Here is a 22,853-nt window from a genome sequence, read left to right as displayed (position 1 = left end):
GTCCTCTTTCGCCCCGGCAAACCTGCTACTTGTTTACGATCGATATCGACCGGGCACTCGTTGCATTCCAGAATAAGCGGGTTCGTCTTTGAGAAGCTGTTTCATTTTAAGTACAAATAAAACACAACAGGTTAGAGCCGCACAAATATCTGCAATCGGCTCAGCAATAATAACGGCATCTGTTTGCGGACGAATCCATGCTGGAAGCAGGAGTACCATCGGAATAAGTAAAATGATTTTACGCAGGATCGCGATGAAAATAGAAACTTTGGCTTGTCCGAGCGCTATAAAAATCTGTTGGAACGCTAATTGAACACCATAAATACATGTGCCCAGGAAAAATATCTTCATTAACCTGACTGTCAGTGTCGAAAGTTCTGGATTATTGGTAAATATCATTATTGGAAGCTGCGGCATAAAAACGGCAATGCTCCACATCGCCAAACCGAAAGCAGCACAAAAAAAGGTACAATATTTAATTGCAGATTTCACGCGAGCAACATTGCCCGCCCCGTAGTTATAGCCGATAATAGGCTGTGCTCCCTGTGCAAAACTTGACAACAGCAGCGTAAATATTTGCATAAGCGTCCCCATGATGCCAATCGCAGCAACGTACATATCCCCTCCAAAATGGGCCAGGGACTTGTTGAATACGATTTGGATTAAACTTTCAGTGGACAGCATAATGAATGGAGAAAGGCCCAATGCAAGTACACTCGCCGCTACTTTTGGATTAACGCGCATATGCTTTAATCGCAAGCGCAATTGGGCGCGCCTTGAGGTTAGAAACCTCAATACCCAACCGGCAGAAATCGTTTGGGAAATAATAGTAGCCCATGCTGCGCCCTTGATCCCCATACCCATTCCAAAAATAAAAATGGTGTCGAGGATAATGTTAACCGCCGCCCCGACACATATCGTGACCATAGCCGTTTTAGCGAATCCTTGGGCCGCAATGAAAGGATTCAATCCCAGGGATAGGAGTGCCGGGACCGTGCCGATGAGATAAATACCTATAAAGTCTTCGGCAAAAGGCAACGTATCAGAGCTAGCGCCAAATAGCGTTAAAAGTTGAGATTTGAAGATCAGAAAAATCGTTGTCATCAAAACGGACGCGATTAGCAGCAAAGAAAAGCAGCTGCCTAGTAATTCTTCTGCTTTCTTAAGCTCCCCTTCGCCCATTTTGATGGATGCCAGAGGCGAGCCGCCGAAGCCTACTAGCGCCGCAAACGCTGAGATCACCATGATAATCGGGAAGGATATTCCAATAGCGGACAACGCTAGCGTACCATTTTCAGCCATTCTCCCGACGAACATTCGGTCGACCACACTATACATCGCATTTATTAGCTGAGCTATGATTGCAGGAGTAGCCAGCGATACAATTAACTTGGGAACACTTTCGTTACCAAAACGTTCGTTCATGTGATTACTCATCATCCGCCATCCTTGTTTTTCGATTTCATGTAATATTATCATACCGCGCACACGATTTAAACACGGTTTTTAACGCCCATAAACCCCTCTATTATCGATTAAAACCCTCACTATAATCCCTAGTTACGCAGGCGTTGTATTCGTCCGCCAAAACGAGGTTTAAACGGTTTTGAACAGGTTCGAAAAATCACTTTCGTACTTGATCGGTGTACTTTGCTTGAGGTTCCCACATAAAAAAATAAAAGCCTGATTTCTCAAGCTTTCACTTATAAATTGCGGTCATGTTGGGACCATTAAAGAAAAAGCAGACCAAGGCTGAAGCGATACAGTCTTGGTCTGCTTTTTCTTTATTCAGTTATGCTCCAAGCTACGGCTCCACGGTTTCCTTCTTGCTTTATGCCTGCATCGGTTCCGTTCCGTCCGGACATGGAGCTTGTAGATCTACCCCTGAAGACGTTCGAGCTCGATGCTGGCCAGCAGCAGCGGCGCCACGCCCATCAGCACGTCGCTGACCTTCGCCTCACTCAAGTAATACGCATACGAGCCGTCGCGGTATTTCCGCCCGCCAAGCCCTGCGCCATGGCAAATGCCGTGCAGATGCACGCCCTGCTCATCCTCCGTGACGAAACGATCGAGGATCCCTTCGTAAGCGCGTTCGACGACCTTGCGGTCGATCTCGGACAAATACTTGAACCGGATGCCTTTGGCCAAGGCGTAAGTGAGCATGCAGGATCCTGATGACTCCAAATAATTGCCTTCGCGTCCGTTGCAATCCATCACCTGATACCAAACCCCGCTGTCCTGATCCTGCGCACGCACGACGGCGTTCGCCATGCGCTCGAAGATGCCCAGCAGCTGTCCGCGCTTCGGATGGCGGACGGGGAAATGCTCCAACGCGTCAACCAGCGCCATCGCGTACCAGCCCATCGCCCTCCCCCACACATGCCGGGAGCGCCCGGTGGCGCCGTCGCACCAGCGCTGCTCTTTGCTCTCGTCCCATGCATGGTGCAGCAGGCCGGTTTGCGGGTTGCGGGTGTGCCGTTCGACGAGCAGCAGCTGACGGGCGGCTTCGTCAAACCAGACGGGTTCCCCGAACGTTGCGGCAAACTCCGCCATGAACGGCGAAGACATGTACAGGCCGTCCAGCCACATTTGGTAAGGATAAATCTTCTTATGCCAGAATCCGCCTTCTTCGGTGCGCGGCTGTCCGATCAATTGCGCTTCCAGCAGCCGTGCGGCCTTCTCATACTTGGCTTCGCCGGTTTCCCTCCAAAGCCTGAGCAAATGCTTCCCTTTATTGACGTGATCCAGATTGTACTCATCCAGCGCATAGCCGCCCTCGATCGTGCCGTCCTCTTGAATGAACACATCGATATGACGTTTGACGAGCTCATGGTATCGCGGCTCTTCCGCCCAGTCGCCAAGACGGCTGATCGCGGTTAACGCCATGCCGGCGACATAACCCCACTTGTTGCCGATGCTCGGATGATACCCGTCCACGCAGCGCGACAAGATCGTCTCGGCAATCTTGACGGACATGTGCTGTGCGTTCCGTACGCTCGTTGTTGCCTGCATAAATCGATTCCTCCTGCTCCTGTATTAAAGGGTAAATAACGGCAAGCTGTCGAAACGCTCCGGGAGATGGATCAAATACAGATTGCCGTACCCGTTCTTGTCGCTCGTAAACAATGCTTGCTTCCCGTCGGCACTGAAGCGCGGATGCGCATGCACCTTCTGCGAATGAAAGCTGCAGCGCAGCTCGCAAAGCATGCGGGGACCGTCGTAAACGCCATCCGCTTTGCGCCAAACCGAAAGCGACTTTACCGCACCCTTGCCGTCTACGATCGCCTGTCCGAGCCCATCGGCATAGGCATGCCACGTATCGAAAGCGAATTCCGTCTCCTCCATGCCCGTGTTATCGTAACGGATATGGCCGAAGAAGTTGGTACCGTTCGCGCGGAAGCCATGATAGCCGACGGTCACGCCGTCCGGATAAAAAAATTCGTGCCCTACCTTTTCACCCGGCTCCAGTCTCTCCCGAATTTTCCATGCTTTCCCTGAACGCAGGTCAAGACCCCAGATGCGATGATCCACTAAATGCCAAGGTCCCTCATGGCAAAACGTCAGAAGCCATGGCTCGCCAGGCGAAGCGTTGATATGGGTAATGAACCGTTTGGCCTCGTAAACGATTTCCGCACCGCCTTGTCCGGCATTGATCCGCACGATCATGCTGTGGGGAGCCGCTTCCATTAGCTCGCGATGGCCGACATATCCGTTGCCGAGGTCCAGGCGGATTCGGGAGGAGAGGTCCTCCTGCACGCAGGTCAGGACGAACTTGCCGTCCGCCGTTGCGCTCGCGTTCCCGAGGCGATACCCCTCAGGCGCTTCGTATAAAAGCGTTTCTTCGAGCGTGGATAGGTTTAACCGGATCAAGCAGCGGTCCTTCTTTACGAAAGCAGCACTTCCATCCGGCAGCAAGCAGGCGTCCAACTGATCATTTCCCGGGTAATCCGTAAGCTGCGTCATTTCGCCGCTTTCCAGATGCATGCTGTACAAGTTCGTACTGTTCTCCCTGTCCGAGATCAGCAGCAGACGCTGCCCCCCGTCATACCAGCCGCTTTCGGTAAAATACAAATGATGGCTGTGTGCCTTATAATCCGTCAGCTGCGTCACTTCGATGCCGGTGAATCGATCGGTGTAGGCCTTCCGTTCGGAAGGCCATACAGTTCCTTTTCCCATTTCGCGCGCCTCCTCTTACGAGATAACAGCTTTTACAGCCAAGGCTTTAGCCCTTCCCATTTCACGTTCCAGCTTCCATCCTGCGGAAAGCCGGGATTGTGCGCCGTTTCGTTGCCTTTCCAGCCGCAGGCCATCATGGCTACGGCGGTCAGCAAACCGCCGTTGCCCGGCAAATAAGCGGTTAAACCGGGACGCTGATAATTGTGACCGTTGGTCAAATAAGTGTTTTTGGTCGCATCCATCAGAAGGAAATCGACCGCGAGTTCCGTTTCCCCCAGTCTCGCCGCCGTCATCGCGCACATCGGGAAGTCCCAGCCCCAGGCCGAGTCCCACATCCATACTTCCTTCACCTTCAGCAGCGTATTGCGCATCACCTCGGGGTCGATGAGCGTTCCCGGCAAAATGCCGAGTGCGCCCAGCATCGAAGGATGGTCGCGATTTTTCCCGGTAAAGGTGTCGGTGCACAGCTCATGCGCGAGATAGACGCCATCCGCTTGCGGAGGCGCGGCCATGGACAAAGCCACTTCGGCCCACCGGGGATTGACGGTCGCCTGCAAACGTTCCGCCCACCGGATGGCAATCTCCAACCCCTGCTTCCAATACTCCAGCTCGTAAGGCGGATTTTTGCTGCCTTGCAGAGGATGGCATTCCTGCGCGGGAATGAGCGGCGGCCCCAGATCGTACACGCCTTTGTCTTCATCCAGATGAGCGTACGAAACCATGAAGTCGGCCGCCTCGAACACGATGTCGCGGAATTGCTCTAGCGTTTCGCGCGTAGGATTCGCCTGATAGCACATCTCCGCCAGCACCATCGGATGCGGCTGCTGCCAGATCAATCCGTTCGCGACCGGGGACGGGCAAGGCTTGCCGTCGAAGCCGACCATCTTCGGCCAGCGGGCGCCTTCATACCCTTGGGATGCAGCGAGCTCTCGCGCGACAGGCAGAATGTCCCGGTACCAGTTCATGCTCTTCAGCAGGTACGCTTCCCTGCCCCATAACGGAAAATGCGCCGCATGCCACCAGTGCATTTCCAAATGCGCCTTGCCGAACCAGCTGTTGTACATGAGCCCCGTTTCCTGCGGAGGCAAGGAACCGCCGCTGTGCATCGCGCACAGAAACTGCGAAAGCACGACGCGGCGCTCCAGCTCAAACGCTCTAGGGTCGCGGCTGCCGGCAAAATCGATCGCCGCTCCGCTCATCCAGAAAGCTTCCCAGCGGCGTTCGCTGGATTCGATAATTTCATGAACGGGAGCCGATTGCGGCGACTCCGGAGCAAAAGAGACGGAAAATTCCAATAATTCACCTTGCGATTCAGGCACCAATGTGAACTCATGCGCCCCTGTCCGCTCGAGCCGTCCCGAGCTCCATTCCCAGCCGACCTCGTAACGGTCCTCGTCCATGCTTCGTTCAAGCCTTGCCCGCCGCGCTTCCAACTTGCGAAGCTCCGTCCGGTGTCTGTCGTCATGGTCCCAATCCGGATAGACGGCTTTTGCCCATGCCGTATGGACCATATCGGGCGCCGGAAACCGGATGAATGCTTGGAGACGCCCCTCGCCGATCAGCGGCGATTCCACGCGTACGCCGACGGTATCGATCGCGCCATGGCATGCGGTCGTTACGCGCACCGGCACGCCTTGAACGCTATATTCGCTGGTCAATATCCCTGACCAAAGGTTCAAACGCTGATGTATATTGTTTATTGCATCGGCCGATGCTTCCTCGCCGGATTCCAGCAAAAACCGTAACGAAATGCGGCCAAGCTGCAGCCGGTGCGGATTTTGCCGCAACCAATGGTAGGCTTCCGGCTTGCTGCCCGACTTCATCGGGTAACCTACAAGCCGGCCGTACGTATCGAACATTTGATGCTCGGCGTCCTTCTCCGTAAATCGGTCGCGTCCTCCCGTATAATGCCAGCCCCAGTTGGACTGCGTGCCGAGCGGTACCTCGTATTGCTCCGGGAACGACTGCAGCCCGGTAATATCGGCGGTGAAGGCAAATTCCGTGTTGCCTACGGAGAAAGGGGACAGCGGGTCCCATTTGTTCAGCTCGGGATGGTGCCGCTTTACGATTTGTTTTCGATCCATAATTCCTCCTTGGGCCCAGCCGGAGGCTCCGTCCGTTATTCCATCGGGGAGTCCATCCGGGTTCTCATCATATCCCGGTATTTGCCGGGGGTAATATCTTTATATTTGCGAAAAATGCGGATGAAGCTGTTCTCATGCTGGTAACCGACCATGACCGCGATGTCCGATATGCGGGAATCCGTTTTGAGCAGCAGCTCGGCGGCCCGGTCCATACGCAGCTGGGTCAAGTAGTTGTAGATCGTCTCGCCCGTCTCCTGCTTGAACACTTGGCTGGCCAAGCTGCTGCTGATGCCGATGGAGTCGGCAATTTCGGGAATGCCGACCGGCTCGCCGAGATGCTGCTTCATATAATCGATCATGCGCTGGCACATGATGAAATCTTTGCTTTCGATTAGCCTGCGGTACCGCTCGACTAACGGTGCGATTCCCCGGTCCAGCTCCTGCCGCATGTCGTCCAGATGCAGCGTCTCGAACTGTTCATAGGCTGGCTCGGCCTCCCGCTCCTCCGCCGGACGAAGCTGACCGAGCCGCTCCACGGCATCCTGCAGGAAGGAAACGACGGCGGATGGATAGCCGTACTGCGCGCGCAAATGCCGGAAAATTCGATCCAGCGCCTCATTCGTCGCGGTTTCATCGCCCGCTTGAATGGCATTCACCATTTCTTCGAGCGTGTGCCCGTCCGGCAGCGGATCCTTCGCTTCGTGCTCGGATACTTTGTGGAATGGAATGACTTGGCCGTAGCCTTGATACATCCGGTAGGCAAGCGCATTCTCCGCTTCCAGCATCGCCTGCTTCAACCGGTTCACATCCGGCTGAGGCGTGCTCACACCTGCAGAGACGCTGAACTTCAACAAATTAAACGCCACTTCGAGCGCTTCCGAGAGCTTTCGTTCCAAAGACGCGCCGGGTTCGCGCGGCTGCAGCAGGACCGCGGTCTTGTCTTTGCCGAAATCGGCGCAGACGATGCGCCACTCGGGCTCGAACAGCTCGGCCATAATATTGGCGAGCGCGAATTTGAGCAGCGACCGGTCCGTGTCGGGATACGTCCTCGACCACGCTTCGTACCGGTCGATGGATACGATGGTAACCGATACCGGAGCATCGGACCAATCGCTGAAATACCGGTTCCATTTTTCCCGAATGTCCCGTTTGCCGGTCAAGTTCCCGGTATAGATGTCGTGAAGCAGCTTGGAAGAAGCTTCCGACATCGTCTCCCGGACTAGCCGGGACAAATGCGCGTGATTGCTGAGCAGCTCGTCGGTCAGCTTCTCCAGATCGATGCCGGCCGCGCCGCTCTCCTTCCGGTCGTAGGCGCTGAATAATTGCCGCAGACGCCGTACCGGGCGGAAGGCGACCGCATTGATATAGAAAATCGTCGCTCCGCCCAGCGCCAGTGCCGCTATCGATACGAGCAAGACGGTATCGCGGACCTTCTTGGATTTCGCCAGCAGACTATCCTGCACCACAATGGAAACATACTTCCAGCCGGTTACCGGCGATTTCAATTGATTTACGAGCAGCTTGCGGTTCTGGTAGGTGATATCCCCGCTGTTGTCTTCCTTCAGCGCGGCAAGCGCCTGCCGAACCGCCTCCTGATCAAACTCATAGTTCGATACCGAATACAGCACCTCGTCGCGTTCATCCACGATATACCGCATTCTGTTCACGTTGTTAAGGCTGGGGTCGAGCCGGGCGAACAGCTCTTCGTCCTTCAGATTGACGGCCACAATGCCTTTGAACTGGCCCTGAATGTTAATCTTTCGAAAGAGCGTCAAATCCGAGCCGCTCCGGCTGCCGCCTTCGGGTACTTTCCGCTTCTTGATCACTGTCATTTTGTCCCCGAACTCGTCCGCTACGCCGACCCAATCGGAATCGACGAACGTGAGCTTGCTGGAGCTGAAGCCTTGAGGAATGGCGACGAAGCTGCCTCTTTGCAGATCATATACGTAAATGCTCTTCACGTACTTGGAGTTTCCCACTAATGTCGTCAGCAGCTGATACAGCTCCGAGATGTTGCTATACGAATTTTGGTTCTCACCCGTTAAAAATTGATACACGTTGGCATTCAGCGCGACCTGAATCGCAACCTGATCGCTCTCTTTGATCAATTCGTCGATGAAGCTCATATTCAGCTGAAGCATTTGGCGCTGAGGCTCGCTTAATTCCTCCTGCAGCACCGATTTGGAAGTATAGTAGGAAGTGAGGCTAACGGCCAAAATGATAAGGAAAACCGATAAGGTCAAAATCAAGACAAGCCGGATTTGCGTATGAGCCCAATTGTACTTAAGCCACTTCTTGAGGGATTGCATCACGAATTCGTTCCCACCTTATGCCGGATATCTTCTTCATTATAACGCGATTCAGCCCCCAAGACACGCCTTGGCCCGCCCGGTCTTCCCTTTCGCTTCAGCCTTTCTCCGCCAGCTGCTCCTTCATGCGCTGCGTTTCGATACCCGCGAGCAGCACAATGCCGATCCCGTGCGTATCGTTGAGGTTCCAGCCCAAATCATGCTTGTAATAGGCATTGTTATACGACCAGCTGGAACCTTTGCACACGCCGTACAAATTGCCGCGCTTATCGATCGCCCGCTCGCATAATCCTTCCCAGCCGTCCAGCGCCGCGCGGACATAAGGCTCCGGCTGCTCCAGCCAGCCATGCCGCACGCCAAGGGCGAAGCCGTACATAAACATCGAGGTGCACGAAGCTTCCTCGTAGGACTCGGGGTCGGTCAATACCTGATGCCACAGCCCATGCTCCCCCTGCAGCCTGCGGTACCCTTCCGCCAGCTCGCGGTAAAAGGCAAGCACCGCGGCATAGTCTGCGTGCTCCTTCGGAAGAACTTCCAGCAAAACGGCGAGCGAGAAGAAGACCCACCCGTTCCCTCTGCCCCATGTCGTCCCGGAGCGCTTGCCCTCGCTTACGTCAAAAACATGCGACATGATGCGCTGCTCCGGCATGAACAAATATTTCTGGTACAATAACAGCTGCCGCGCCGCTTCATCGATATAACGGCGATCGCCGGCAAGCTCGGCGTACCTGCATAAGAACGGCACGCTCATGTACATGTCGTCGCACCACATCGTGTTGTGCATGCTGGGCGACACGCCGATGCGTCGGTACAATGCGCCGTCATCCATACGGTCCTGCACGTTCATGATGTAATGGGCAATGTCGTCGAACACGGCCCGAGCCCCTCTTAACGGACGAAGCCGGTCCGCCAAAATCGCAAGCGCGCCGAACGAGCCGCAATCGTCCAAGCTGTCGATATGCGACAGCTGGTTATTCAAGCCGGCCGCGCCATAGCGCTCGCGATCCCATAACGAGTAAGCATACGTCGAGGTTGCGAACTCCGCATGCCGGGCGACATAGTCGGCCAAATCGCTCCGCTGCAATAAACGGCTTGTCTCAAGCAGCCCGAACAAGGTGACACCCAGCGGATAGTTCCAGCGGCCGAACAGCTCGTTCTCCAGGAACGGGCGAACATTCGCGTCAGGCCGGTCCGTCGTCCAAAAGACGGAGCCCCCTGATCCCTCGGCAACCGAATCCAATGCGAGGTATGGCCACGCCCCTACATGGGCCCCGACGGGAAACGGTCCCAAGTAGAGCCAATGGCCGCCGTAACCGTGAATCCGGCGCGGGGCCGTCAGCTCCGCTCCCGGCGATACACGGCGGATTTGAAATCCCCAGCCCTGCTCTCCGGCGGCGCATTGGACGAGCAGATCCGAACAGCCGGGCGCCGCATCCCATTGGAAGGAAAAATCGCGGCGTTGCGGGACGGAATATACTTCCTTGCCTTCCATCAGAAATGACAGAGGGCCGTATGCGGTTCCTTCGATCGTTACCCGCTTGGCGGAAGCCGACGTGTTTGCTACGGCCGTCCACGCGTAAGCGGTTGAACCCGGACCCGGACGATTGCCGTAGAGCTGATCCAGCCTACCGGCTTCCACGCCCGGCTCTTTCCGGGACGGAAACCATTCCGCGCCGGTCCCCTTCTCGGACAGATCCGCCTCCGGGAACGGATTAAGCGAGTGAGTCAAAGGCGTCGTATAAATCCAGCCTTCCTCCCCTTCCCGTTCCGAAGAAGGGGCGAGGAAGTGATACGGTTTATTTTTGCGGTTGCTTGTGCCGAATTCCGCTCCACAGCCGCCGCTCGCGTTTTTCCCCAGCTCGATGATGAAATGATTCCATCCTTGCACCAGAGCCAACTTCAGCTTTAACGGCGCGGCGCCCTCCGATTCTTCCTCCGGCGCGGAGCCGAAGCGCTTCTCCCCGTTGTGGTACAAGCGGACCGGGCCGAAGCTGCGCATCAGGAAAATGAAGTCCTGCGGCTCATCGATCCACAGCTTCGCCCAAGCATACACCCGCTCTCCTTCGTTCATCTCCGGGAACATCGAACCGACGGGAAATTGATACATATGATTGTCCAGCTTGCGAATCGGGCTCGTTCGCGTCACCCGGTATACGGGACCGTGAGGCGGATTCTCGCCGATATAACGCTGGGCCATGACCGCAAGCACATGCGGAATTTCGGTGCCGCCTGTCTGCGAAGCCATGCTTTCCACCGGATGAAAATAACGGCTCACTGCTTTCGTCCTCCTTTGCCTTCCAGCACTTCCTCAATCGTGACCGGACGATGATCCCGGACCGACCGCCAAACGGCTTCTCCCGTAGCTACGGAATAAGCGCCGTCTACGGCGCCCGATAGGATGCGGTATGGCCGTCCGGGGTCTTCGCCCATAAACAAGTCCTCCAGCAGCAGCGGGTCGCCGCCGCCGTGCCCGCCTTCGCGGTGGACCACATGAATCGTTTCCTTGGAGCCGAAGAGCGGGAAATAGTCAATCGTCTGTACTGGCGTCGGGAACGGCGTTCTGCCCGGCATATGGTACTCGATCGTTTCCAGCCGGCCCTTCGTTCCGTTAATCGCCAGACGGTAACCCTCGTACGGCAGGGAAAAATTGACCGAATAGCTGAGCAGCGCGCCGCGGTCGTATTTGATCGAGGCGGCGTAAGTATCTTCGATATCGATTTGAGAATCGAAGATGCATCGGTCCGGCCGGTAATCGGAATAAGGGAATGATGATTTCACGGCATCAAGCGAGCCCAGATGATCGTCGGGGACGCGGATGCTTTTGCTGCGCGCGTTCCACCGCGAGTAATAGGCGCAATCGCGGGTATATTCGCAAGTACTGCAAAACCGGCCGTCTTCCTTCTTCGGATTTAATTCCCCCTCCGCGCCGTAATAATTTAGCGCGCCGTAGGCGAACACCTCCACTGGCTTCTGGCCGGTCCACCAGTTCACCAAATCGAAATGATGGGTGCATTTGTGGATCGACAGGCCGCCGGACAGCTCTCGAACCCGGTTCCACCGCTTGAAATAGCTGGAGCCATGGTACGTGTCCAAATACCAGTTCAAATCAACCGACGTAATTCGGCCTAGCTTTCCTTCCAGCACGAGCTCCTTGATTCGGGTGTGAACCGGGGCATACCGGTAGTTGAATGTGACGGTGACGGACCCTTTGCTTGCCTTCTCCGCTTCCATCACCCGCCGGCTGTCTTCGCCCGTCGTGACCATCGGCTTCTCGGTAATGACATCCAAATCCCGCCGCAGCGCTGCGATCAAATATTGCGCATGCGTATCGTCGCGGCCCGCTACGATGACGACGTCCGGACGCGTTTCATCTACCATCCGGTCGAACTCCCGTTCATTGTAGGTTCGCACGTCCGTATGCTCGGGAAACCTTGTACGGTACAGGTCGAAGCGCATCGGATCGCGATCGAGCAGCCCTACAAGCTCGCACGTGCCGGCGAATGTGGACAGGATCGGCTTGGCGAACATGCCGAGCGCCCTTCCGCTGACACCGCAGATCGCATATCGTTTTTTCATGTGTGACAATCCTTTCTTCCGCTCTTATCCGAATGGTCTTGCGAATGCACAGCAGGCGCCAGCGCCGAAGAGATGTTTACCGGCAGGTCGCCTGCTCGCTGTTTCCCGTTATTTTTTCACTTTGGCATACCAGTCTTGAACCCGCTTCGTCACCGTATCTCCTCCGGCCTTCTTCCAGCGGTCCACAAACTCGTCGAACTTCTCCAGCGGCCACTCGCCGATCACGATTTTGGTCAAATATTCCTGGAACAGCTTATGCGATTGGATGTCCGGGAAGCCTTCGTACACGGTATTCGGCAGCCCGTCTCCCGCAATGCGGCGAGCGTCGGCCGTGCTCACGGCGAACATGTCCTGAACCATCTTTTGCATGTTTTCCGGAATCGTTTCCTTGATCCGCTGATCCATGTCCGCCTTCGTCGTCAAATTGCGCATCCCGAGCGCGAGCGGACGGCTGTCCTCCGGCGGCAGCAGCACCTTCTTACCGTTCTCCACCTTGTGCTGCAGGCCCTCGATCCCAAAACGCACGAATTCGTCGTTGTTCTGGTCGTAAAAGAAGTCGAGCAGCTTGAGCGATGCCTCGGCTTTGTTTTTGGCCGCCGCGGGAATCATCCACTCCGGCTCGCCCATGCTTTTCTGTGTAACGAAGCCTTGGAAGCCTTCCGCCTTCGGCATCGGCATCCCTACGATATACGCGTCCGGCGCCGCTTTCAGTATGGCCGTGTAGCGGTCGCGAACGTTGGCCGGGAGGTGATACCAGCTGCCAACCAGGTTGTTGTTGATTTTAGCCTGCCATACATCGCCCTTGTTCAGGAACGTTTCGTTATCGAGCAGCTTCTCCTTATACAGGTCGCGAATATAGGCAATCGCCGCTTTCATATTCGGCGTTACGCCGGCATACTGAATTTTTCCGTCGTAAACATCCCACTCGGGGCTGCCTTCCCACATGGCGATGCCGTACATGCCGAAGAGATGATCCATCCATTTGCCGAATTCCCGTCCCGAAGTCGGCAGCTCGTCCTTCTTGCCGTTACCGTTCGGATCTTTGTCGCGGAACGCCCGCAGCACTTCCTTGTATTCCTCCGTCGTCTTCGGCATCGGAAGGCCTACCTTGTCCAGCCAATCTTTGCGAATCATCGGAGCCCGCTCGGGAACGAGGAACACTTTAGGCACGTAATAAATATGACCGTCCGGGGAGGCCGAGCGCACGACGTCCCAAGCTTCCTTCGGAATGTTCTTCCAGACGTTCGGCGCGTATTTCGGCAGCAAATCGTCCAACGGCAAGGCGCCGCCCTGCTTAATGAGCGTCTGCTCGATGCCTCCGATCGGCCGAAGAATATCCGGCAGGTCGTCCGAGGCGATCAGCAGATTGAGGAATTCCGTCGGCTCCGAGCCCGGCGGCGTGGTGATCAGCTTATACTCGACGCCGGTCTTCTCGGCGACATATTTGACATGCGCGTTATTGCTGTCCGGTATGGAACCGACGCCCATATGGCTTTTGAATACTTTGACCTGAACGGGCTTGCCGTCCTGCGCTCCGCCGCCTGACGCGGAAGAGCCATCCTTTGAGTTGGTACAGCCGCTGAGAGCGGCCGTCGCGACAAGTGCGGCCAATGCCGACCATGTTGCCGTTTTCTTAAGCAGGCGTTTCGTCATGCTTGCTTCCTCCCTTTTTTGTCTATCCACTATATATCAAGCCAAAAGATGAAGCTTAATATCGATCGCAAGTTACTCTTTGAGCGACCCCAGCATGGAGCCTTTGACAAAATATTTTTGCAAGTAAGGATAGACGATGACGATCGGAATCGTCGCGAATAAAATGGTAGCCGCCTTGAGCGTCGTCGTATTGAAATCGTAATCACCCAAAACCAGGTTGACGGCGGCCAGCTCCTCCGGAGACGTCAGGTAAGCGCGAAGCTTCATTTGCAGCGGCCACAAATCCGGATTGCGAATGAACAAAACGGCGCGCTGAAACGTATTCCAATAGCCCACGGCGTAAAACAAGCTGACCGTCGCGAGCACCGGCTTGGACAACGGCAAATAGATGCGGAACAACACTCCGGCGTCGGTGCAGCCGTCGATGCGGGCCGAGTCGTACAGCTCCGCCGGCAGCCCCATGAAGAACGTTCGGATAATAATCATGTTGAACGTCCCGATCAACCCGGGAATAATGAGCGACCAAAGCGAATTCATCATGCCCAACTCCCGTACCGTCAGGAAAAACGGAATGAGCGGCGCGTTGAAAATCATCGTCACGATAATGCCGAACATGATCGGCTTGCGCAGCATAAATTCCTTATGGGACAACGGGTAGGCCGTTAGCACCGAGAAGAGCATGCTCAAAAGCGTACCGATGACGGTGATATAAATCGTGACGCCGAAAGAGCCCCATAATCCTTTATTTTGCAAAATGTGTTCCCACGATCCCGTCGTAAACTCCACGGGAAGCAAAAATACCTGTTTCGAATCCGCGGCTACGGGCGAGCTTAACGATACGGCCAGCAGATTCAGCAAAGGTATCAGCATCGTTGCGGCCGCCGCCGCGAGCACCAAATAGTTGAATACTTGAAAACTTTTTTCACCCAAGGTTTGTTTCATTACCATAACCCCTGTTCTGTTTTTCGTGCCATGCGGTTAAAAATCCACAGTAACGCAAACCCGATGACGGATTGGAACAAGCCGATGGCGGTCGTTACGCTGTATTGCCCCTGCAGCACCCCAGCCCTGTAAACGTATGTTTCGATGATGTCGCCTACGGAATAAGTCATCGGCGTTAACAGGTTATAGATCTGGTCGAAGCCAAGCTCCAGGAAGTTGCCGATGTTGAGCAGGAACAGGACGAGAATGGTTGGGAACATGACCGGAAGCGTGATGTTCATGGTCTGCTGCCAGCGGTTGGCTCCGTCCATGACCGCCGCTTCATACAAATTCGGATTGATGCCGGCGATTGCGGCAAGATAGATGATCGTTCCCCAGCCGACTTCCTTCCAGATCCCCGAGAGCACGACGATGGTGCGGAAATAGGCTTGCTGCTGCATGAACAGGATCGGCTCGAGACCGAACCACCCGCGGACGATATTGGCCACGCCTTGGGCGGACAAAAGTTCAAATACGATGCCGCCGACGACAACCCAGGACAAAAAATGCGGCAAGTAAAACAAGCTTTGAATGACCCGTTTGGCCAGCATGAGGCGCAATTCGTTCAAGAGCAGCGCCAGCACGATCGGGGCCGGAAAGCCGAGGACCAGCTTATAAAAAGCGATGACCGCCGTATTTCTCAGCACGTTGTAGAAATCTTGATAAGTAAAAATAAATTTGAAGTTGTCCAATCCGACCCAGGGGCTGCCCGTTATTCCTTTAAAGATTTGATAGTTTTGAAAAGCGATGACGCTCCCCGCGAGCGGGATATACTTAAATATAAGATAAAACAATAGTCCGGGAAGAACCATCACATACAATATCCAATGTTTTCTAACATTCGTCAGAAACAGGTTCAAATAAGAATGTGACTTCTCTGCCGACGCTTTGGTGGATCCAATCTTCTTATGGGAATATGCCTCTGCCACCACCACAAACCTCCTTCGTTTCGATACCGCCATCATACTTGCTTGCGCTTCCATGGACAATCGTTCATTCCTCCAGCGGATGCACAAATCCGGGATTGCCAAACTTTGTCCGATTCGCGTGATTCGTTATGGAATGGTTGATGAGGAGAATGCCGCAGCGGAGGGGATTCGGCGGTCTTTCACAGGGAAATGTCGCCCCATTGTGGCGAGACGGTTGGTTGCGTGTCGGATTGGTTGGTTGCTTTTTTGGGACAGGCCTGCAACATGTGAAGCGGCCGCTCCCCGGTTTGAGTACGGGAAGCAGCCACTGCTTGAGGCGGTATTAGTTTTGCACGTTAACTTGTTGCTTCAGATAGGCGAGATCCGCCAGCATATGCTGCGCGAAGGCGGCATCCATATGCTTGCCCGCTTGTGCGGACACTTCATTTTCCAATGCGTTCAAAGCGTTTATGAGTTTCGTTGGATTCGTTTCTTTTTGAATCTGGTTCACTTTCGCGAGCAGGCTGTTCAGCACCCCTTGATTCGAGATCAAGCCCTGGTCATGCGCTGAACGCAGTGCTTCATCCAGGTAGTCGCGCGTCATCACGACTTTCAATACATACTGCCGCTGCGTCACGTTGCCTGCACGATCCGTTGCCGTAATGCCGATCGCATGATCGCCGATCGATAATGCGAAAGGAGCGGCCGTAATCGGCAGATTTACGTCTTTGCCGTCGAGCGTCGCTTTCACCTGATCAACTCCGCTAAGCGCGTCGGTAATATCCAACCGGATGTTCACGGCATCCGAATGGTACACTGCGCCCGTAATGGTCGTTGGAACGACCGGCCCCGTCAGATCGATGTTTACCGTGGCCGATTGCACGTCTTCCTTGTTCCCCGCCGCGTCCACGCTGTAATAGCGAAGCGTATGAACGCCTTCCTCGCGGAGTTCGGCTTGCGCGCCCATTACGTACGGAGCATCGTCGATGCTGTAGTAGGTCGTTGTCTTCGAGCCCTCGGCGTCGACCGCGCTAAGGTTGACGACTTGAGGCGCATTATGCCAGCCCGGCTTCGCATCGGCCGTCGTTACGGGAGGCGTCGCGTCCTTGGGCGTGTCCGCCGTTCGGACCGTTACGCGATTGGACGGATCCGATTCCCCGCTGGCGTTTTTCGATTTAATATAGTAGGTGTATTCCACGCCCGGTTTGACGGTACGGTCATAGTACGTATCGACCTTGGCATACCCCACGTATTGAAGCGGCTCCTCTATGGATTCCCTGTACACGTTATATTGAACCGCCCCGCCATGAGACGTCCAGATGAGTCCGACGAACGTTTCGCCCTTCAAGCCGACAAACAGATTCGTAGGCGTAGCGGGCAACGGTACGGCAATAACAAGCTCTTGCGACGGGGACGATTCGCCCATCTCGTTCTCCGCCGTTACCTTGTAGCTGTAGCTTGTACGATCCGCTGTAATGCTGTCGTCGACATATCGGGCCAACGACGTGCTGGCAATCCGGACAAAATCGTTATCGCCGCTTCCTTTCCTGTAAATGTGATACCGTTCCGCTTGATCGACCGGATTCCACTGCATCGCGAAAGCGGCGCTCGTCACCTCGCCTGCGGTCAAGCCTGCCGGCGCTTGCGGCATCGCCACCGGCGGTTTCGTCGTCGTGCTGACGACGCCAGACGCCGCGGATTCCCCGCCGATCGCCGTTGCGGTTACTTTATAGGCATAAGCGGTTGACGGGTTCACCGTCTTGTCGGTATACGCCGCTTTAGAAACGGATGCAATCTTCTGATAAGCCCCGTCCGGAGAAGAAGCCCTGTAGATGCCATAGCTGACGGCTCCTTCGACAGGCGTCCATGCCAGTGCAACGGACATGCTCTTCGTCGCCGTAACCTGCAGTCCCGCCGGTGCCGGCGGCCTCGGCTTGGACGGATCGTAGGCGAGCACTTCCGCCTGCTGCGACTGCGGAGATTCGCCTCCCGCATTGACAGCGGCCACTTTGTACCGATATGTTACTCCCATGACCGCCGCATCATCCGTGTAGCTGGTTGTTCCGGTGCTTCCGACGGCCTTGAAATAAGGATCCATCGACGTGGAACGGTAGACAAGGTACGCTTCCGCTCCGCTTACCGGTTCCCAGCGAAGCGATACGGCGGGTCCGTCCGCCAATTGCCCGGTCAATCCGGACGGCGATGCCGCAGGAGGCGCCGCATTCGGACTTGTCGGTTTCACGACGACGAAATAATTCATTCGGGAGGTGCTGTTATTGGCCCCCGTCACGACATGAGATCCGGCAGGAAAATGCTTTTTAAACAGCTTGTACGGTACCGGCTGGTCATCTTCGATCATCATCCCCGTATCTTCGTAGGACGATGTGAGCCATTCCGGCCGCGGCGAGATTCTTGAATCGTGTGCGACATACACATCCGCATCCGCCGCCAAGTGGAAGGAGAGCAAGTCTTGGCTCGTGGCGCTTCGGGAGGCCACTGCCGACCGAATCCACTCCATGCCCTTTACTTCATCCGGGATGGCAACGAATTTATACGTTTTGCTTCCGGTGAGCCGGTCTCCCGCAACGAAATCTCCCGGCTGGAGGTTGCTTTGAACCGACCAGTTGGCCGCATTGACAGATCCGCTGCCGCTGTTATCGTTAATAACGACGTTGCGGATCGCTTTCCCGTCCATGCTTGGCGCCGGCTCCGCTTCCGGCTGTTCCGGCTTCGGTTCGACCGGCGGGACAAACGGCGTTCCCGACCATGCCGGCGGCGTTTTCGGATAATTCGCGGGAAATCCCGGTTCGGCCAGCTCGTTCAGGTAATCCTCGAGATTCGTGTAACCGTCTCCATTTCGATCGCCATTTCGATCCTCGGAATTGTTCGGATTCTGTCCCTTTGCCATTTCCCAAGCGTCAGGCATCCCGTCGAGGTCCGTATCGAGCGGGGCTTTTCCTCGCGTCAGCGGCGGGAATCCTCCCACGTCGTTTTCATGTCCGATGATGACGCCGGTTTGCTTGCGTACGCTGTCGATCACGCGCTGATCCACCTTGTCCCGGAGGAGCGACGCGCCGGAGTGATTCAGAATATGATCGTAAGCTATTTCAGGCTCTTGCGTATGTACCGGCGGGTATTCGAACCGTTCCGGAACGAGGACGCTCGGCCTTTCCGCCTCCATCATCCCGCTCCCCGTGTCCGTTCCGTCGAGTACGCCGTTTTTGTTGCTGTCGATCCGGTTGTTTTTAAGATAGAGATTGTAGTTCTCATTGCCGCGCACGACCGCATACTGCGGGTTAGCCGAGTTCAAGCCTGCGATGAAATAATTGCCGACGACGTTGCCGTAGCCTTTCGTGCCGGACTCGCCGCCGGCTACATAAGGATAACCGCCCCAGTTGTAGACAATGTTGTTCGCGAAGTCGATCTGGCCCTTGGTTTTCGGATTGCGGTCATTGTTATGGGCGTACAGGTTATGATGCATACTAATCGTATTCATTTCGATTAACCCGCCCATGGAATGGGTGAGCAGCCCTTCCGAAATGATCGACCACTGCACTGAAATGTTTTGCGATTTCGGATTCTCGTAATCTTTGCTTTTGACGGACAATACCTCATCCGTTCCCCATGAAAAAGAGGAGTGATCGATGATGAAATTGCGGCAATCTTCCAAATACATCGTATCGTCGTTAAAGCTTTGCACCCCCATACGGAAGCGCAAATAGCGGATGACGACATCGCTGCAATTGATAAAACGAATGTTGTTGCCCCGGATCGTCACGCCTTCACCCGGCGCGGTCTGGCCCGCGATGGTGATCTTGGACTTGTCCTTCACCACGATTTGAGGGATCGTAATTTCGCCCGAAATATCGAATACGATCGTTCGCGGCGTCGATCCGGCCGTCATAAGCGCATCGTGAAACGTCCCCGGGCCCGTAAGCTCATAGCTGTTGACGTGGTACACTTCGCCTCCGCGTCCGCCGGTTGCGGCGTAACCGAAGCCTTCCGCCCCCGGGAACGCCGGCAGCGCGTCATAGCCTGCTTTCGCTACAGGCAGCGGCAGTTGGAATAAAGAAAGGCCAAGAACAAAACTTAAAATAAGCGCCAACCATCTTTTCATGTCGAACCTCCTATTTCGATTTCCTGCTCCTCTTGCCCGCGACGCGATTGTAACTGCTTACAATTTAGTTCGCGGCCAATCCGTTTCTCTACCGTCTCCCCCCTCCCTGTTTGCATGTACCGTCATCTTACTCATGCGGCAGCGGCGCGTTCAATGGTTCAATCCTCTACGTCATGCACAAATCCGGGATCGCTCGCATGCCGCTCGGCATGCGGCTTCCGCGTTGGAAAAAATAGGATTGGCTCATGCGCTGGAGGATCGGTTTGTGAGAATACATGGCAGCCCATCATTCCAAAAAAATGGAAAGCGGCTCGCCATAAAGACAAGCCGCCGCGAATTCCGTATGGTAGATTTTCCTTTTTCTCGACAAACAGGACCGAAAACGCGTACCACCAACAGTCTTCCTCCACGTTGGTCACCCGCTCGCCTTTCACTTGCTCCGCTCCGCTTCGATATATTCCGCATTCAATCGTTCGATCAGATCGATCAACTCCATCGGCATGCTGATCGTGTAATCCGGACACTCGCTCTCGTCGGCCGGCGTTTTCGGATATCTCGGCGTCCAATCCAGGAACACGCTGGTGAAGCCCATTTGATTGGCCCCTCTGATATCGCGGCTTAAATTGTTACCGACCATCACAATCCTTGAGCGGTCACTCTCGTTCAAGTCGAGCGCCCCCATCGCCGCTCTAAACATACGCGGGCTCGGTTTGAACGCCTTAATCGTCTCCGAATAAATCATCGTCGTAAAATAATCGTAAATCCCGTTCTGGATAAACATATTTTTAAAAGACTGAGCCAGACCGTCAGCCACCAAGGCAAGCGTATATCCCCGCTCCACAAGCGTTCTTACCATCGTATCCGCGCCCGGGATGACACTCGCTTTGATGACGACGTCGTTTTCGTCGCGAATTTCGGTGCCTTCGTCAATGATGGTATCGCCGCTATCCAGAAATACAATGATTTGTTTAGGTTCCATTCCCATTATCCACCTTTTCGTATGCATCGACGCCTTTTAATTGAAGCTCGCCGGCATAATGGCATGATACGTAATGACCGCCCGCGATTTCGCGAATCGCCGGCTCATCCGTGACGCACTTTTCCGTTGTGTACGGACACCTCGGATGGAAGTGACAGCCGCTCGGCGGCTTGGCGGGGTTCGGCACTTCGCCCTCCAGAATGATTCGTTCCTTTTTGAAATTCGGATCGGGCATCGGCACAGCGGATAAAAGAGCTTCCGTATACGGATGCTGCGGAATCGCAAACAGCGAGTCGGCGGGCGCGAGCTCGACGATTTTCCCCAGATGCATCACCGCGACGCGGTCCGATATGTGTTCGACGACACTGAGATCGTGGGAAATGAAGATATACGTGATTTTATACTGCTTCTGCAAATCTTTAAGCAGGTTGATGATCTGGGCCTGTATGGACACGTCGAGCGCCGATACCGCTTCATCGCAGACGATGAGCCGGGGACGGCTGGCGAGAGCCCGGGCAATGGCGATGCGCTGCCGCTGTCCCCCGGAAAAAGCGTGAGGATAGCGCTCTAAATAGCTCGCGTTAAGCCCCGTTTTTTCGGCGATTTCCGTTACTCTTTCCTTGATTTCGGTTTTGCTTAATTTGCTGCTTGCCGTTAAAGGCTCGCTAATAATGTTAAAGACGCTCATTCTCGGACTTAAAGAAGAATACGGATCTTGAAAAATCATCTGAATGTCTTGTCTGTACTCGTTGTATTCCTTGCCCTTCAGCTTGAGGAAGTCGCGCCGCTCTCCGTTCTCCGGGTAATATAGCACTTCCCCCGAGGTAGCCTCGATTCCCCGCACAATACAGCGGCCTAACGTTGTTTTGCCGCAGCCGGATTCCCCGACGATGCTGAATGTCTCGCCTTCGCGAAGCTCGAACGAGATATCGGAAACGACTCGAACCGGAGCATGTTTGCGAAAGCCGAAAAAGCTTTTTTTGACGTCAAAATGCTTGGTCAATCGATTGACCTGCAGAATCGGCTTGGACACGGCGATCCTCCTCCCCTTTATCGTTGTAGAGGAAACAGCGAACGGTATGATCGGGGGAAACCCGGGTAACCGGGACGGCTTGCTTATCGCATATCCCCGGCATCCGATCCTTGCACCTGTCGAAAAATCCGCACATCGGAGGCATATCGAGCGCAAGCGGCACCGTTCCTTCAATCGATTCCAGCCGTTCGTGTTTACGCCCGAGCTTCGGCATGGAATGCAGCAAGCCTTTGGTATACGGATGCTTCGGGTTGTTGAATATTTCCTTGACGGTGGACTGCTCGACAATTTTACCCAGATACATGACCGCCACTTCGTCGCACATTTCGGCGATAATCCCTAGATCGTGGGTGACGAGCAGGATCGCCATACCGAGCTCCTTCTGAAGCTCCTTCATCAACTCTAGCACTTGGGCTTGAATCGTCACGTCAAGCGCCGTTGTCGGTTCATCGGCAATCAACAGTTCCGGGTTGCAGGACAGCGACATCGCAATCATGGCACGCTGCCGCATGCCGCCGGAAAACTCATGGGGGAATTGTTCAAACCGCTTCTCTTCGTCGGAAATTCCGACCTTGCGCAGCATTTCCAGCGCGATTCGCTTCGCTTCCCGTTTATTTTTCGTGCGGTGCGTTAGGATAGCCTCCATAATCTGATTACCGATCGAGTACATCGGAGAAAAAGCGGTCATCGGCTCCTGAAAGATCATGGAGATTCTTTTGCCGCGTATGGCGCGAATTTGGCGCCCCGTCGGATCCATCCGCAACAAATCAACCGGCTGGGTGGAAAGCTCCGATGCGGGTTGAAACAGGATACTTCCCGTCGTCTCGCATTCCTTCGGATTGATCGCGATAATCGCCCTGCTGGTCAAGCTTTTTCCGCAGCCTGACTCGCCGACGAGGCCAATGGTTTTCCCCTTCCTTATTTCAAAGTCCACCCCGTCGACTGCAGCCAGCGTACCGGCATCCATGGCGATTCGGATCTTCAGGTCCGAAACGGAGAGCAGGGGCGAACCGGCGTCCATTTGATGAGCCGTCATA

14 protein-coding genes are annotated in these 22,853 nt (G+C 55.0%); all 14 read right to left on the bottom strand.

The window, feature by feature from the left end; translation table 11 throughout:
* Nucleotides 1-33: 33 nt before the first annotated feature.
* The 14 genes from ACFQI7_RS33065 to ACFQI7_RS33000 all read right to left on the bottom strand — a co-directional run bounded on the left by ACFQI7_RS33065 (nucleotide 34) and on the right by ACFQI7_RS33000 (nucleotide 22,852).
* Nucleotides 34-1,425, bottom strand: coding sequence for an MATE family efflux transporter (locus tag ACFQI7_RS33065; RefSeq protein WP_377518301.1), 1,392 nt, complete (start codon nucleotides 1,423-1,425; stop codon nucleotides 34-36).
* Nucleotides 1,426-1,878: 453 nt separating this feature from the next.
* Nucleotides 1,879-3,012: a glycoside hydrolase family 88/105 protein gene (locus tag ACFQI7_RS33060; protein ID WP_218102161.1), complete on the bottom strand. Its 1,134-nt coding sequence runs from the start codon at nucleotides 3,010-3,012 to the stop codon at nucleotides 1,879-1,881.
* Between the two features lie 24 nt (nucleotides 3,013-3,036).
* The gene (locus ACFQI7_RS33055) at nucleotides 3,037-4,176 is read right to left on the bottom strand and encodes an oligogalacturonate lyase family protein (protein ID WP_218102162.1); all 1,140 of its coding nucleotides are present in this window, start codon (nucleotides 4,174-4,176) and stop codon (nucleotides 3,037-3,039) included.
* 32 nt (nucleotides 4,177-4,208) lie between these two features.
* Nucleotides 4,209-6,260, bottom strand: a complete 2,052-nt coding sequence (locus ACFQI7_RS33050; protein ID WP_218102163.1) for a glycoside hydrolase family 65 — start codon at nucleotides 6,258-6,260, stop codon at nucleotides 4,209-4,211.
* A 35-nt stretch (nucleotides 6,261-6,295) separates the two neighbouring features.
* Complete coding sequence (locus tag ACFQI7_RS33045; RefSeq protein ID WP_230415541.1) at nucleotides 6,296-8,569, bottom strand: AraC family transcriptional regulator; 2,274 nt, start codon at nucleotides 8,567-8,569, stop codon at nucleotides 6,296-6,298.
* 97 nt (nucleotides 8,570-8,666) lie between these two features.
* Nucleotides 8,667-10,844 (bottom strand): glycoside hydrolase family 88/105 protein, encoded by a 2,178-nt coding sequence (locus tag ACFQI7_RS33040; RefSeq protein ID WP_230415525.1) that lies wholly within the window; start codon nucleotides 10,842-10,844, stop codon nucleotides 8,667-8,669.
* Nucleotides 10,841-12,145, bottom strand: coding sequence for a Gfo/Idh/MocA family protein (locus ACFQI7_RS33035; RefSeq protein WP_218102165.1), 1,305 nt, complete (start codon nucleotides 12,143-12,145; stop codon nucleotides 10,841-10,843). Before ACFQI7_RS33035 ends, ACFQI7_RS33040 begins: the two co-directional genes overlap by 4 nt.
* A gap of 108 nt (nucleotides 12,146-12,253) precedes the next feature.
* The gene (locus ACFQI7_RS33030) at nucleotides 12,254-13,798 is read right to left on the bottom strand and encodes an extracellular solute-binding protein (protein ID WP_218102166.1); all 1,545 of its coding nucleotides are present in this window, start codon (nucleotides 13,796-13,798) and stop codon (nucleotides 12,254-12,256) included.
* Between the two features lie 72 nt (nucleotides 13,799-13,870).
* Nucleotides 13,871-14,740, bottom strand: a complete 870-nt coding sequence (locus ACFQI7_RS33025) for a carbohydrate ABC transporter permease (protein WP_218102167.1) — start codon at nucleotides 14,738-14,740, stop codon at nucleotides 13,871-13,873.
* Nucleotides 14,740-15,591 (bottom strand): ABC transporter permease, encoded by an 852-nt coding sequence (locus tag ACFQI7_RS33020; protein WP_230415543.1) that lies wholly within the window; start codon nucleotides 15,589-15,591, stop codon nucleotides 14,740-14,742. The genes ACFQI7_RS33025 and ACFQI7_RS33020 overlap by 1 nt, the downstream gene beginning before the upstream one ends.
* Before the next feature lie 439 nt (nucleotides 15,592-16,030).
* A complete protein-coding gene (locus tag ACFQI7_RS33015) occupies nucleotides 16,031-19,804 on the bottom strand; it encodes an OmpL47-type beta-barrel domain-containing protein (protein ID WP_218102168.1) in 3,774 nt (1,257 codons plus the stop codon).
* Nucleotides 19,805-20,234: 430 nt separating this feature from the next.
* Nucleotides 20,235-20,783, bottom strand: coding sequence for an HAD family hydrolase (locus ACFQI7_RS33010; RefSeq protein WP_230415527.1), 549 nt, complete (start codon nucleotides 20,781-20,783; stop codon nucleotides 20,235-20,237).
* Nucleotides 20,773-21,816 carry an ABC transporter ATP-binding protein gene (locus ACFQI7_RS33005; protein ID WP_218102170.1) on the bottom strand — a complete coding sequence of 348 codons (1,044 nt, stop codon included), beginning with the start codon at nucleotides 21,814-21,816 and terminating at the stop codon, nucleotides 20,773-20,775. The genes ACFQI7_RS33010 and ACFQI7_RS33005 overlap by 11 nt, the downstream gene beginning before the upstream one ends.
* The gene (locus ACFQI7_RS33000) at nucleotides 21,770-22,852 is read right to left on the bottom strand and encodes an ABC transporter ATP-binding protein (RefSeq protein ID WP_329958280.1); all 1,083 of its coding nucleotides are present in this window, start codon (nucleotides 22,850-22,852) and stop codon (nucleotides 21,770-21,772) included. Before ACFQI7_RS33000 ends, ACFQI7_RS33005 begins: the two co-directional genes overlap by 47 nt.
* Nucleotide 22,853: the final 1 nt, after the last annotated feature.

This window comes from Paenibacillus allorhizosphaerae (assembly GCF_042659105.1).
Taxonomy (GTDB): domain Bacteria; phylum Bacillota; class Bacilli; order Paenibacillales; family NBRC-103111; genus Paenibacillus_G; species Paenibacillus_G allorhizosphaerae.
Note: the sequence above shows the minus strand (reverse complement) of the source record. Positions and strands in the feature narration are given on the sequence as shown.